Annotated in this window: 10 protein-coding genes and 1 pseudogene; 4 read left to right on the top strand and 7 right to left on the bottom strand. The window is 68.7% G+C overall.

Annotation, left to right across the window (positions count from 1 at the left end; genetic code table 11):
• Positions 1 to 12: 12 nt before the first annotated feature.
• The 3 genes and pseudogenes from ACZ7M7_RS42500 to ACZ7M7_RS42490 form a co-directional block, all read right to left on the bottom strand.
• Positions 13 to 933: an acetoacetate decarboxylase family protein gene (locus ACZ7M7_RS42500; protein ID WP_472126911.1), complete on the bottom strand. Its 921-nt coding sequence runs from the start codon at positions 931 to 933 to the stop codon at positions 13 to 15.
• A gap of 66 nt (positions 934 to 999) precedes the next feature.
• A pseudogene (locus tag ACZ7M7_RS42495) lies at positions 1,000 to 1,307 on the bottom strand (DUF6207 family protein).
• 291 nt (positions 1,308 to 1,598) lie between these two features.
• Entirely contained in the window at positions 1,599 to 2,090 is a 492-nt protein-coding gene (locus tag ACZ7M7_RS42490; protein WP_472126909.1) for a DUF6233 domain-containing protein, read from the bottom strand.
• A gap of 293 nt (positions 2,091 to 2,383) precedes the next feature.
• Between ACZ7M7_RS42490 and ACZ7M7_RS42485 the strand changes: the two genes are divergently transcribed.
• The 3 genes from ACZ7M7_RS42485 to ACZ7M7_RS42475 are packed head-to-tail and all read left to right on the top strand — an operon-like array spanning position 2,384 to position 5,942.
• The gene (locus ACZ7M7_RS42485; protein ID WP_472126906.1) at positions 2,384 to 2,908 is read left to right on the top strand and encodes a PadR family transcriptional regulator; all 525 of its coding nucleotides are present in this window, start codon (positions 2,384 to 2,386) and stop codon (positions 2,906 to 2,908) included.
• Complete coding sequence (locus tag ACZ7M7_RS42480) at positions 2,905 to 3,597, top strand: ABC transporter ATP-binding protein (RefSeq protein WP_472126903.1); 693 nt, start codon at positions 2,905 to 2,907, stop codon at positions 3,595 to 3,597. Before ACZ7M7_RS42485 ends, ACZ7M7_RS42480 begins: the two co-directional genes overlap by 4 nt.
• Positions 3,594 to 5,942 (top strand): ABC transporter permease, encoded by a 2,349-nt coding sequence (locus ACZ7M7_RS42475; RefSeq protein ID WP_472126901.1) that lies wholly within the window; start codon positions 3,594 to 3,596, stop codon positions 5,940 to 5,942. Before ACZ7M7_RS42480 ends, ACZ7M7_RS42475 begins: the two co-directional genes overlap by 4 nt.
• Before the next feature lie 348 nt (positions 5,943 to 6,290).
• Here ACZ7M7_RS42475 and ACZ7M7_RS42470 read toward each other — a convergent pair whose 3' ends face one another.
• The 4 genes from ACZ7M7_RS42470 to ACZ7M7_RS42455 form a co-directional block, all read right to left on the bottom strand.
• A complete protein-coding gene (locus tag ACZ7M7_RS42470; protein ID WP_383605087.1) occupies positions 6,291 to 6,947 on the bottom strand; it encodes a DUF1326 domain-containing protein in 657 nt (218 codons plus the stop codon).
• 248 nt (positions 6,948 to 7,195) lie between these two features.
• The gene (locus ACZ7M7_RS42465) at positions 7,196 to 8,032 is read right to left on the bottom strand and encodes a DUF2182 domain-containing protein (protein WP_451179669.1); all 837 of its coding nucleotides are present in this window, start codon (positions 8,030 to 8,032) and stop codon (positions 7,196 to 7,198) included.
• Between the two features lie 1,028 nt (positions 8,033 to 9,060).
• Positions 9,061 to 10,179: a fatty acid desaturase family protein gene (locus tag ACZ7M7_RS42460; protein WP_472126898.1), complete on the bottom strand. Its 1,119-nt coding sequence runs from the start codon at positions 10,177 to 10,179 to the stop codon at positions 9,061 to 9,063.
• A gap of 7 nt (positions 10,180 to 10,186) precedes the next feature.
• On the bottom strand, positions 10,187 to 11,242 hold the full coding sequence (locus tag ACZ7M7_RS42455; protein ID WP_472126895.1) for a ferredoxin reductase: 1,056 nt from the start codon (positions 11,240 to 11,242) through the stop codon (positions 10,187 to 10,189).
• An 86-nt stretch (positions 11,243 to 11,328) separates the two neighbouring features.
• Between ACZ7M7_RS42455 and ACZ7M7_RS42450 the strand changes: the two genes are divergently transcribed.
• Positions 11,329 to 12,468, top strand: coding sequence for a PucR family transcriptional regulator (locus ACZ7M7_RS42450; protein WP_472126892.1), 1,140 nt, complete (start codon positions 11,329 to 11,331; stop codon positions 12,466 to 12,468).
• Positions 12,469 to 12,572: the final 104 nt, after the last annotated feature.

The raw sequence follows: 12,572 nt of genomic DNA, 5'->3' as shown, positions 1-12,572 counted from the left end.
GGTTGCTCCTCGCTACTTGTTCCGGCTCTGGACCGAGGTGGGGACCGGCATGTGCAGGGCGACCTGGCCTTCGGTCATGACGTCGAACTGAATGGTCCTGAACGGCTTCAGCGATCGCAGGTCGTCGGCCATACGGCCTTCCCCGACCTCGAGGGCGATGCCGCGGGTCGCGCGGGTCGTACCGGCGCTGAGCACATTGGTCTGGCTCAGAGTGGAGTGCCACGCGCCGTTGATCGTCGTGTACGAGGTGAGCGAGCTGACGCGCTCGCCGCTGGGGTGGGCGGCCTGCTTCGGTGTGGTTGCCAGGAGCGAAAGGTCGACTCCGCCGGTGTCGTTGGCCACGCGGGCGGTCGTCCGGCTGTGGCTGATGTCGACGTCGAGCTCGGTGACCCACTTGGGGAAGCCGTAGCCGTCGTGGCCGCGTACCTGGGCGATTTCCGTGCTCACCGGCAGGGACAGGACGTAGGAGTCGAGGTGCTCGTTCTTGAGGCCGGCGACCAGGTCGAAGAACCCGAGCTTTCCGTGCCGCGCGGGCTTGACTGCGATGCCGACGGCGGCCTCGGTGTAGAAGTCGATGTCGCACACGTCGTATCGGAAGAACATGACGGAGACCAGCCCGATACCCGGCGCGATCTCCAGCGGCGCGAGCTCTCCGGGCAGCCTGGTGCGGATCGAGCGCGAGGGCGCGAGCATCGTGAGCCGGGCGGTCGAAACGCAGTAGTAGAAGTTCGGGGTGAGCGTGGGGCCGATCGGAGAGTCGACCTTGATCTTGGGCAGCTGCCGGAAGAAGTCCACGCCGCTGACGCGGGGGTCACGGGCGATTGCGTCAAGGTCGGGGTTCATCCGGTACCGGTCATACAGGCCGCCCTTGGGGACCGTGACTGCATGGCCGCCCAGGTCGACCTTGAGCGTGTCCTTCTGTGTCGAAGTCATGGCGAGGGTTCCTCACTCTCATGTAAGCGGTGCACACATGACCATAGAAGGGTGATGTAAGCACCGTCAACACCGGGGTGGCGGGATTCTGCGGACGCGTACTTCGCCTCCGCCGCGCGGTCGTAGACGGGATAGACGACTGCGGCGCCCGCGCCCACGGCGAGTGCCGAAATCGGGTTCCTGGCGCAGGTCCAGGAAATAGCGCAGCCGTACCCCAGGCCCGCCGGGCTCCCGCGTCGTCCGGTCCGCCGGCGCGGTGGCCACTGTCTGGCGAGCAGCTCCTGGACGGCGAAGGAGGTCGCGTCGTCGGCGGCCGCGACCTCCACCACGGCCAGGCTTGGCTCCGCCGTATGCGCGTCGTTGATCGGCGTCATCCACGGCATGACGCGCCGGCGGGTGCTGGAGTTCGCTGGCCCCGGCGGCTTCACTCGGCCGAGTGGGGTGCTGGTCACAGCCACGACGGAGGCCGCGCCGCGCCGAACTCTGAGGGCCCCCTGGCTGGCGCTAGTCGCGCTTCGTGCGGGTATTGACGTAGCGCACGGAGGGGACGCCAATGCGCCCGGGGCGGTGCGAGGCCCACTGGCACGGCGGACATCCGCCGTGGCCGTACCGGTGGGTCTTGCGGTGGCAGATGGCGCAAAGGCCGACCTGGTCGCTGGTGTAGATCAGTGCGGATGGGTCCGGTTCGCTGACCGGGGGAGCGGGAGTCGACATGGTGGGTCCTGTTCTGGGCGACGAACATCAGTCACCTCGGTCGCAGGAGAGCCGCGCGTAGCCACGAATGTTCGAAGCTTGCTGCCTGGCGGGCCGGCCCGCCGTTGTCGCGGGTGGCGACCCGACAGGCTGTCGGCGCGGGGTCCTGTAAGTCGTCCATGCGCAGTTGCACGGCCGGCCGCAGTGCGTGCATCCGGGCAGTCCTCGGTCAGGAGTCGGCGGGCTTCGTCGCAGCTGACCGCGCGGTGCCGTTTGCCTGCGATGTGGCAGTCGTCGGCGTGGACCTGGACTGGGGTGCGGTCGGATCCGATGCCGAGTTCGACGATCCAGTTCGGGGGCTCCGGGCGGTTGCGGCGGAGGTGTTCCTCTTCGGTCTGCCGCTGCTGGACGGCTGCGATCTTATGGTCGATGCGCTCCACCCGCAGGGCATGTCGGACCCGCATTCTGTGGAATCAAGTCTGTCAAGAGTCTTAGGTGTGGAGGAGGTGCTTCCGACAGTCTTGGGCAGGGCTGGCGCCTGAGGGTGTAGTGGTCGGGCGGCTCGACCACGGGGTGGAAGCATCAGGCACGCAGCCGCCGGGGTGATAGCCGTGCCTGGCCTGCGCAGATACTGCACCAAGTCGTCCTCCGTCAGCCTGCCCGGAGGCGGGTGGAAACCGGTCGGGTGCTCGTCCCCCCACGATCTGCACACTAGGTGTATACACGACGCGTATACACAGCGTGTAGAGTGCGGGTCATGTCCATAGGTCACACCCTTTTGGGGCTCCTGGAGGCTGGCCCGCGCCACGGCTACGACCTCAAGCGGGCCTTCGACGAGAAGTTCGGTCACGACAGGCCACTGCACTACGGCCAGGTCTATTCGACGATGTCCCGGCTGCTGAAGAACGGTCTCGTCGAGGTCGACGGTATCGAGCCGGGCGGCGGTCCCGAGCGAAAGCGGTACGCGATCACCGACGCAGGCATCACTGACGTACAGCGGTGGCTGGCGACCCCGGCGAAGCCGGAGCCGTACCTCCAGTCGACCCTCTACACCAAGGTCGTCCTCGCCCTGCTCACCCGGCGCGACGCCGCCGAGATCCTCGACACCCAGCGTTCCGAGCATCTGCGCAGCATGCGGATCCTGACCGACCGCAAGCGCAAGGGCGACCTGGCCGATCAACTGATCTGCGACCACGCCCTGTTCCACCTGGAAGCCGACTTGCGCTGGCTGGAGCTGACCGCCGCCCGACTCGACAAACTCCGTGAGGCTGTGACCCGATGACGATTTCTCCCCCCGGTTCCCTGCTCACCGCCCGCGACCTGCGCAAGGCGTACGGCCCGACCCACGCGCTGGACGGCGCCGGGTTCTCCATACACCCCGGCGAGGTCGTCGCCATCATGGGCCCCTCCGGGTCCGGCAAGTCCACGCTGCTGCACTGCCTCGCGGGAATCGTGCCGCCCGACTCCGGATCAATCACCTACAACGGGCGTGAAGTGACGAAGATGAGCGATGCCCAACGCAGCGCGCTGCGCCGCTCCGAGTTCGGGTTCGTGTTCCAGTTCGGTCAGCTGGTGCCCGAGCTGACCTGTGTGGAGAACGTCGCCCTGCCGCTGCGGCTGAACGGTTCCTCTCGCAAGGACGCCGAGCGGACCGCGCTCGGCTGGATGGAGCGACTGGAGGTTGACGACCTCAAGGCCAAGCGTCCCGGCGAGGTCTCCGGCGGCCAGGGCCAGCGCGTTGCCGTGGCCCGCGCGCTGGTCACCGGACCGCGCCTGCTGTTCGCCGACGAACCCACCGGCGCGCTCGACTCCTTCAACGGCGAACGCGTCATGGAACTGCTGACCGAAGCGGCCCGCTCGACCAACGCCGCCGTCGTCCTGGTCACCCACGAGACACGCGTGGCTGCTTACTCCGACCGCGAGATCGTCGTCCGTGACGGCAAGTCCCGCGACATGGAGCGCGCCGTATGAGTCCTCGCCAGTGGGCCACAGATCTGGCCCTAGGGGCCCGCTTCGCCGTCACCGGCGGACGCGAGGGCTGGGTTCGGATGACGCTCACCGCCGTCGGCGTCGGCCTCGGCGTGGCACTGCTCCTGTTGTGCACCGCCCTGCCCAACGTGTTCGCCGCCCGCCAGAAGGTGGAGGACGCCCGCTTCGACATCTCGTACTCCGATAAGGCCCCGCCGAGGGCCGACAACACCTTCCTGGTCGCCGAGACCGACACCACCTGGCACGACGACGACGTCCGCGGGCGGCTCGTCGAGCCCGAGGGCGAGCGGGCGCCGCTGCCCCCGGGAGTCGACAGCTTCCCGGGCAAGGGCGAGATGGTGGTCTCTCCCGCGCTCAAGGACCTACTCGCCTCGGACGGCGCCAAGCTGCTGCGTGAGCGGCTGCCCTACAAGATCACCGGCACGATCGGCGAGAGCGGACTCATCGGCTCTCACGAACTGGCCTACTACGCGGGCGCCTCGGGGCTGAGACTCACGGACTTCTCCCCGGTGCACCGGCTGACCGAGTACGGCAAACCGGACGCGACACCCGAGAAGACCGACCCGGTGCTGCTGCTCATGATCCTGGTCGTGTTCGTGGTGCTGCTGACCCCGGTCGCAGTGTTCATCGCCGCCGCCGTCCGCTTCGGCGGCGAGCGCCGCGACCGTCGGCTGGCCGCGCTGCGCCTGGTCGGCTCGGACAGCCACATGACTCGGCGGATCGCGGCGGGTGAAGCCCTCGCCGGAGCCCTGTTCGGCCTGGTCATCGGCACCGGCTTCTTCCTCCTCAGCCGTCAGACGCTGGGCTCCACCGAGGTGCTGGGCGTGAGCGTCTGGCCCAGCTACCTCGACCCCTCCCCGGTGCTCGCCGCGCTGGTCGCGGTGGCGATCCCGGTCGCCGCCGTACTCGTGACGCTGCTCGCGATGCGCGGCGTCATGGTGGAACCGCTCGGCGTCGTGCGCGCGGCCAAGCAGCGCCGCCGCCGGCTGTGGTGGCGGCTGCTGCCGCCGCTGGCCGGCCTCGCGATGCTCTACCCGATGATCGGCAAGGGCCGCGAGAGCGGCGACTTCAACCAGTACCTCGTGATCGGCGGCGTGCTGCTGCTGCTGATCGGCATCACCGCGCTGCTTCCCTGGGCCGTGGAGGCGGTCGTCGTCCGCCTCGGCAAGGGCGCGCTGTCCTGGCAGCTCGCGGTACGGCGGCTGCAGCTGAGCAGCGGAACCGCCGCACGCATGGTCAATGGCATCGCCGTCGCCGTGGCCGGAGCCATCGCCCTGCAGATGCTGTTCACGGGAACGCAGAGCCAGTACACCAAGGCCACCGGCAAGGACCCCGGCCGGGTCCAGATGCAGGTCGACTTCAGCGACCGCAAGCCGCTGTCCGGTGTCGAGCGCGAATTCACCGGCACCAAGGGGGTACGGGCCGCGGTGGCCCTGGCCATCTCGCAGTACGGGGACGCGCGTCGCAACCCGGAGAACACCAACGGCCTGACCGTGGGCAGCTGCACCGCCCTGCGTGAACTCGCCACGCTTCCTTCCTGCAAGGAGGGCGACGTGTTCATCACGCGAACGAGGAGCCACTACACCTCATCCAGCAACGCCGACGAGATCGCCGTGGTGAAGCCCGGTCGGCAGCTCTACATCGACCCATCGTACGACGACGCCACCGAACGAGGCATCGAGGTGCCCTGGACCGTACCGGGGACTGTGCGGGTGGTGGACGCGCGCAAGGACTCACTGCAAAACGCCAACTCTCTGCTGGTCACCTCCGCCGCTCTGCCCGCCGAGGCCGCACCCGCGTTGTTCTCGGACGGGGTCTACCTGCGTCTGGACCCATCGGTGACGGATTCACGCGAGTACATACGCAACGCCGTCGCCCGGATCGACCCCCTGGCACGCACCTACAGCTGGTCGGCGACCCAGGAGAACGCCAAGTACGCCTCCATCCGCACCGGCCTCCTCGTCGGCGCCGTCTTCGTGCTGGCACTGATCGGCGCGAGTCTGCTGGTCTCCCAACTGGAGCAGCTGCGCGAGCGCAGGAAGCTGCTCTCCGCGCTGGTCGCCTTCGGCACCCGGCGCCGCACGCTGAGCCTGTCGGTGCTGTGGCAGACGGCCCTTCCGGTCGGACTCGGCCTCGTGCTGGCCACAACGGTGGGCACCACCCTCGGCGCGGTGCTGCTGAAGATGACCCGTACACCAGTGACCATGGACTGGCCGAGCGTCCTGACCATGACCGGCGTGGGCGCGGCCGTGGTCGGCGCGGTCACGCTGCTCAGCCTGCCGCCGCTGCTGCGGATGATGCGCCCGGAAGGCCTGCGCACGGAGTAACCCTTCACACATCCCCGGAATTGGGCTCCTCCTGCCAGGAGGAGCCCACCCTGTACGCAGACAAGCCCGGCCCGCATCAGCACAGCCACCCACTGTGCGCCGCTTCCGCGACACCGACCTCGACGAACTTGTGGCCTCCGCCTGCGAGCGCCGCCCCAACGGCGTCCTGGAGCCGTTCAAGGCGTACCTCAACGCCCGCGTCGCCGAATAGGACCTTGCGGACGAACGGCCGACCGCGCACCAGGCCGAGCGCCTTCTCCAGATCAGGCAACCCGGTGGGACCCAGTGGCAGAGCGCGTTCGACGAGCCGTTCGACTACCAGCATCGGCACAGCTGGCCCACGGCTCTTCAGTCAGGGCCGCTCCAGTCGAATGGGAAGTGCTTGCTCGATTTGCCGGAGCGTTCCCAGGAGAAGCCGAATGCGTCGGCGCGGTCGACGGTCGCCCGGCCCCAGGTGGCGATCTGACCTGGCCCCACTTCGGCGCCTGGGGCGTTGTGGACCTGGACGCGTGCGCCGTTCGGGGTGGTCGGGCCGGTGAGAGCCTCGGCGGCCGCCGTGACACGGCCCGGGATCTCGGCTCGCCAGGTGGCGAGGTCATCGTCGATCTCCACGTGGATGGGGGCGATGTCCATGCCCCGCATCTCGGGGTGGAACATCTCCCCGAACTGGGCCGGCCAGCCGCCCGCCTCGCCGCCGAAGACGGCTCCGAGTGCGGCCCGCTGCTGGTCGTCGGCGCGTTCGTCGAGGAAGACCGCGGCGTATGGCTCGGTGTGCGTGCCGGCCCATGGGTTGCCCTCGAAGGAGCCGAGCATCAGGACGTTGAGATCGTCGAGCTGCACGTCGCCGAAGTTGCCGTTCCGGATGTGCCAGACCAGTACGCCTTCGCAGTCACCGTAGGTCGGGGGCTGCGCGAACGTGCAGGGGCAGGGTATGGCGCACTTGCATACGTCGAACCAGTCGCCGGCCAGGTGCCAGCGCGTAACGGTGGTGGCCTGTTCTGTCATCTCGCTTCCCTCCTGCCGAGCCCGAAGGAGCTCACTCGGAGTGGCGAGACCGCGTATCCCGAGCCCGCTCCCGGGATCGGGAGGGTGGCCTCCCCTCCAGCTTGCACCTCACGTCCAGGTCGGGAAACCGGTCCACGTCGGCAGTCGCCCCTGTGGTGGGCAGCGGCGCCGAGCCGCTCATCGAGCGGACGCACGTCTAACGAGTCGGCGGGAGCGCCAGGGCAGTGACCTGGGACGTATAGGGGTGATCACATGCCGTCCATCGACGGCATCGAGCCCTGCAGCCCTGGCAGCAGCCAGTCCTGAAACGGGGCGAGCAGGGCCAGGACGAGGAAGGCGACACCCACGACGCTGGTGAGAAGCCAGCCCCGGGACCACAGCTTCTCCATGAAGATCACCAAGGCCAGTCCGGCCATCGCAGCCACGTTCATCACACCGAGCGGAATGAGGACGACCATCAGTCCGGCGCAGCAGCCGACACAGTAGGCGCCGTGGTGGACACCCACCCGCAGGTCGCGGGCCGGTCGCCGGAAGCCGGCGTAGCGCACCAGATGGCTCAGCGGGTCGCGGCAGTGCCGTAGGCAGACGTGCTTGAGGGGACCGAATTGGTACAGGCCCGCCAGCAGGAACGCGATCGAGCCGATCCAGCGTCCGGCGGTCGGATGGTCGTCCACCAAGCCACCGGTGAAGGCCAGGGCCGCGTAGGCGAGCAGTCCGACGGCCGTCCACACCAACAGATATCCGCCCACGAACTCCACGGTGCGGGCGGCCCGGGTCCAGCCCGAGGACTGTCGTCCGATGCCCCGCACCCAGGTGAGGGCCACCGGCGCCATGGACGGCAGCATCATGGCCGCCATCATCGTCACCCAGAGCAGCAGGAACAGGGGCAGCGCCATCCCCATGGTGCCGGGCTCGACCCCCATGTCCCGGGCCTGTCCGATCGTCAGCGCCCATGCGGGCACCGCGATCAGGACGACGAGGATCCAGGCGGCTGCGAGATCCCGCGTGGGCAGCAACCCTCCGCCCGCTCCGGTCGGGGCGGGCGACCGGGAGGGTACGAAGGCGGAAGTCCGGCTGCGACGCATCGGTGTTGCCTCCTGCGACTGCTTCCAGAACAGCACACGTGCACCTGCGACGCGACCTGGTCCGACCGGTCATTACGGCCAGCCAGATTCGCGAACGCGCAGGCCCGAGCCCCTTGAGTCGAGTGCCTCGGGGGGCAGGCACTGACCACCTGGGAGAAGCCGACCAAGATCTCTTCTCCCAGACTCCTCCCATGCGATGCCAGGAGCGCAGCTGCGTCACGCAATCCCGTTGCGCAACCCCGCTCGTAACCTCGCATTTCTGTTCGGCTGGCGTCTATCGCAGGCGATCTTCGACTCGGCAACCGCAGTCGCACCGAGGAGTAAGTGGCGGGTGGGATGGGTGGTCCGCCCGCAGCCGGGACTGGGCGCCGGTAGTCTCCGGCGCACGACCGTGGGCGGGCTCCCAGGAGTCCGACGACCAGAGCGGTACTCCCATACGGCAAGACCTCCCGCCCTATCTTTGGTAGGGCTCGGCACCCGAAGGACAGCAGTAGGGCGCCAACGACTTCCCTGTCGGCCCCGGCCGTCGCGCAGCCGCCAGCTGAGGGCGCATGGGAGCACCGTGCCGGAGCCATACCGCATTGTCATCCTGCGGAGTTGGGCGAGGAGAGCCTCGTGCAGCTGGCACGTCGAACGCGACGAAGCGCGCCGGCACTTGGTCCGCGGCGCGGCGGCGGTCGTGCCGCGGCGGTGGAGCCGGCCCAGCAGCCCCTCGCGAAGGAGCTGCTCCTGGTCCCACACGACCGACTCGCCGTCCATTGCCGACGCGTCCGGCAGCTGGCTGCTCCCGGATTCGATCTCCGGGAACGAAGCCGCCAGATTCGTGCCCGCCGTGAGTGCAGTACTACCCGCCCACCTCGCCGGGGGCTGTGTGCTGAGTTCCTGGCGCACGTCCGGGCAGCGCAGCCGGCCACCGGGCTGCCCGGGTCCTGTGTCGCGCGGCCTGATGTCGCGGCCGCCCATTGTCCGCAACGGATCTCACCGAACCCGGCGGTGCCGCCGGGTTCGGTCTGAACCGGTACCGGGAATCAGGCCGCGACGAGCTCCTGCTCGCGGTCCGGCGTCTTGACCTTGGGCTTCTTGTTCGGCAGCGAGAGCCGGAAGACCTTGTGCCACGCGGAGAACACCTGCTTGGGCAGCGGCCCGGTGACGTACTCCAGCTCGTACTTTTCGAACAGCGCGCGCACCTTCACCGCGACCTCGGCGTACCGGTTGCTCGGCAGGTCCGGGAACAGGTGGTGCTCGATCTGGTGCGAGAGGTTGCCGGTCATGAAGTGCATGGCCTTGCTGCCGCTGATGTTCGCCGAGCCCATCATCTGGCGCAGGTACCACTGGCCGCGCGTCTCGCCCTTGATCGACCGGCGCTCGAAGACCTGCACGCCTTCGGGGAAGTGCCCGCACATGATCACCGAGTGGGTCCAGATGTTGCGGACCAGGTTGGCGGTGAAGGTGGCGGCGAGGGTGGTGAGGAACGACGGGCCCGACAGCAGCGGGTGGATCACGTAGTCCTTGAGCACCTGCTTGCGGATCTTGCGGCCCACGTCCTTGGCCCGCGCGCGGAACTCCGGGTTCTTGCGGCGGCGCTTGTGCAGGTTCTTGCCGAGTTCGAGGTCGTACGCTGCGATGCCGTACTCGAAGAAGCAGGCGTTGATGAAGTTCCACAGCGGCTGGCCGAGGTGGAACGGGTGCCACTTCTGGTCCTCGTCGACGCGCATGATGCCGTAGCCGAGGTCGTTGTCCTTGCCGATCACGTTGGTGTACGTGTGGTGCAGCTCGTTGTGCGAGTGCTTCCACTGGTCGGTCGGCGAGACGTGATCCCAGTCCCAGGTGGTGGAGTGGATCTTCGGGTCTCGCATCCAGTCCCACTGGCCGTGCAGGATGTTGTGGCCGATCTCCATGTTGTCCATGATCTTCGCCACGGACAGCCCGGCGGTGCCGATCAGCCACGCGGGCGGGAAGAACGAGAACAGCAGCACGCCCCTGCTGACCAGCTCGAGCTTGCGCTGCGCCGAGATGACCTTGCGGATGTAGGCGGCGTCTTTCTCGCCGCGGCTGGCGATCACCTCGTCGCGGATCGCGTCCAGCTCGCGGCCGAGCTCCTCGATCTGCTCGGCGGTCAGGTGGGCGGTGGGGTCGATGGCGGTCAAGGCGCTCCTACCGTTCGATGTCGCAGGGGCCCGCCGCGGCGGACACGCAGGTCTGGATGAGGACGCCCGGCTCGGCCTCGGTGATCTCGCCGGTGCGCAGGTCGCGGACGGCGCCCGCCTTGAGCGGCGTGACGCAGCCGAAGCAGATGCCCATGCGGCACCCGGAGGGCATGAGCACGCCGGCCTCCTCGCCGACGTCCAGCAACGGCGTGGCGCCGTCCGCGTCGGCGGTCTTGCCGGTGGCGCTGAACGTGACCTCGCCGCCGTCGCCGGCGACGACGATGCTGGGGCGAAAGCGTTCGGTGTGCAGGCGCTCTTGTACGCCGTGCGCGGTCCAGTGCTCTTCGGCGGCGTCGAGCAGGCCCGCGGGCCCGCAGGCCCAGGTCTCGCGCTCGGCCCAGTCGGGCACGAGTTCGTCGAGACGGGCGATGTCGAGCATGCCGTCTGTGTCGGTGTGCACCTCGGTGAGCTGCAGCTTCTTGTCCGCGACCAGGTCGTGCAGTTCGTTGCGGAAGATCACGTCTTGCGGCTGGGGCGCGCAGTGGACCATGACGACGTCGTGGAACTCGGTGTCGCGCAGCATGCCCATCACGGGCGTGATGCCGCTGCCGGCCGTCAGGTAGAGCACCTTGGCGGGCTTGGCCTGCGGCAGCACGAAGTCACCGGTCGGCTGGTCGAGCTGGATCAACGTGCCCGGTTTGGCCTTGCGGACCAAGTGGTTGCTGACCTTGCCGTCCGAGATCGCCTTCACGGTGATCGTGACGCGGCCGTCCTGGCGGTTTGTCGGCGAGGTGAGGGAGTAGGCACGCCACAGGCGCACCCCGTCGACGTCGACCCCGATCCGCACGTACTGACCGGCTGTGTGGCCGCGCCAGCCCCGTCCCGGCCTGATCACGATGGTCGCGGCGTCACCCGTCTCGGGGTGTACGGCCTCGATACGCCCCCGCAGGTCAGCGCCCGCGCGCAGCGGGCTGACCAGGTCGAGGTAGTCCGACGGCAGCAGCGGCGTCGTGACCATCTCCATCAGTTTCCACGCCCTGCTGCGGAGGGCTGTACTCGTCATGACTTCAGCTTGCTGTGCCTCAGGGCGTAAAGTCCTGTCCGTAGGACGTGAATCTGGTCAGCTGGATTGTTCACAGGGAACAAAACGTGAGCCATGTAACCCGGAGGGCCAGCGAGCTGGCCCTGGATGAGACGACGGTCACCGTACTTCGGGCCGCGCTGAAGAGCACCGCCGACGAGGTCGTCCAGGCGATCATTGACGAGGTCCCTTCCTACGCCAACGCCCTTTCGGGCCGCATGGGCGGCACCATCCGCCGAGCCGTCCGCACCGCCCTGGGGCACTATCTGGACCTCGCGAGCGGGAACGCCACAGGCGGCGACGGCGGCGACGCGGCCTACGAGCTGGGCCGCGGCGAGGTGCGCGACGGCCGTTCGATGGATGCCCTGCTCAGCGCCTACCGTGTCGGCGCCCGCGTGGCCTGGCGATGCCTGGCAGCGGGGGCCGTACCCGCAGGTTTGCCCGCCGCCGAGGTCGCCAAGTTCGCCGAGCTGACCTTCGCCTACATCGACGAGCTTTCCGCCGCGAGCGCCGCGGGCCACGCCGACGAACTGGCCGCCCGGGGCAGGGATCACGAGCGCCACCTGGAGCACCTGGCTCGCGACCTCCTCGCCAGTGCGAGCCCGGACGTGCTGCTGGTCTCTGCTCAAAGGGCCGGGTGGCAGCCTCCGGTCTCGCTGACCGCGGTCCTGCTGCCCGCCGCCCAGGCCCGGCCTGCCTACCGCGCGCTCGACCCGAGCACCCTCGTCCTCGACGATCTGCCGGATGCCACCGGTGTGCTGCTCGTCCCCGATGCCGACCGGTCACATCTCTTGCGGCAGCTGACCGACCGCACCGCCGTGGTCGGCCCGGCCCGGCCATGGACTCGTGCGTCCGCCTCGTACGCACGAGCCGTACGCGCGCGCTCCCTCTCCTCTGATATTCGCGACACCGAGGACCACCTGCCCGAGCTGGTGCTGAGCGCCGACGTGGACGCGTTCGCAGACCTGCGTGCCCGAGCTCTCGCACCGTTGCGGACCTTGCCTGTCGCGACCGCACGGCGGCTGGAGGAGACGTTGCGGGAGTGGCTGCTGCACCAGGGCAGGCGGGACGAGGTGGCGGCGGCGTTGTTCGTCCATCCCCAGACAGTCCGGTACCGGATGTCGCAGCTGCGTGAGCTGTTTCCGGATCTCGCATCGCCTCACCGGGTCCTTGAACTGACGCTTGCGCTCGGTCTTCGGGTCAGCTGACGCGTACTTCGACCGTCCACGACCGCGTCCGGGAGCGGTCCAGGAATCGTGCCTCGTTATCGGTGCCATCAGCTGGCTCGTGCGGCCCGGGGGAGAGCGGTATT

The sequence above is a fragment of the Streptomyces sp. NPDC111606 genome, assembly GCF_055656945.1.
The sequence above is the reverse complement of the archived record's forward strand: the minus strand, read 5'-3'. Positions and strand labels throughout refer to the sequence as shown.

What these genes read in the sequence shown, in the direction of transcription:
- ACZ7M7_RS42475 (WP_472126901.1), top strand. Translation starts at nt 3,594, where the DNA reads ATGAGTCCTCGCCAGTGGGCCACAGATCTGGCCCTAGGGGCCCGCTTC.
- ACZ7M7_RS42490 (WP_472126909.1), bottom strand. Translation starts at nt 2,090, where the DNA reads ATGCGGGTCCGACATGCCCTGCGGGTGGAGCGCATCGACCATAAGATC.
- ACZ7M7_RS42465 (WP_451179669.1), bottom strand. Translation starts at nt 8,032, where the DNA reads ATGCGTCGCAGCCGGACTTCCGCCTTCGTACCCTCCCGGTCGCCCGCC.
- ACZ7M7_RS42455 (WP_472126895.1), bottom strand. Translation starts at nt 11,242, where the DNA reads ATGACGAGTACAGCCCTCCGCAGCAGGGCGTGGAAACTGATGGAGATG.
- ACZ7M7_RS42480 (WP_472126903.1), top strand. Translation starts at nt 2,905, where the DNA reads ATGACGATTTCTCCCCCCGGTTCCCTGCTCACCGCCCGCGACCTGCGC.
- ACZ7M7_RS42470 (WP_383605087.1), bottom strand. Translation starts at nt 6,947, where the DNA reads ATGACAGAACAGGCCACCACCGTTACGCGCTGGCACCTGGCCGGCGAC.
- ACZ7M7_RS42500 (WP_472126911.1), bottom strand. Translation starts at nt 933, where the DNA reads ATGACTTCGACACAGAAGGACACGCTCAAGGTCGACCTGGGCGGCCAT.
- ACZ7M7_RS42485 (WP_472126906.1), top strand. Translation starts at nt 2,384, where the DNA reads ATGTCCATAGGTCACACCCTTTTGGGGCTCCTGGAGGCTGGCCCGCGC.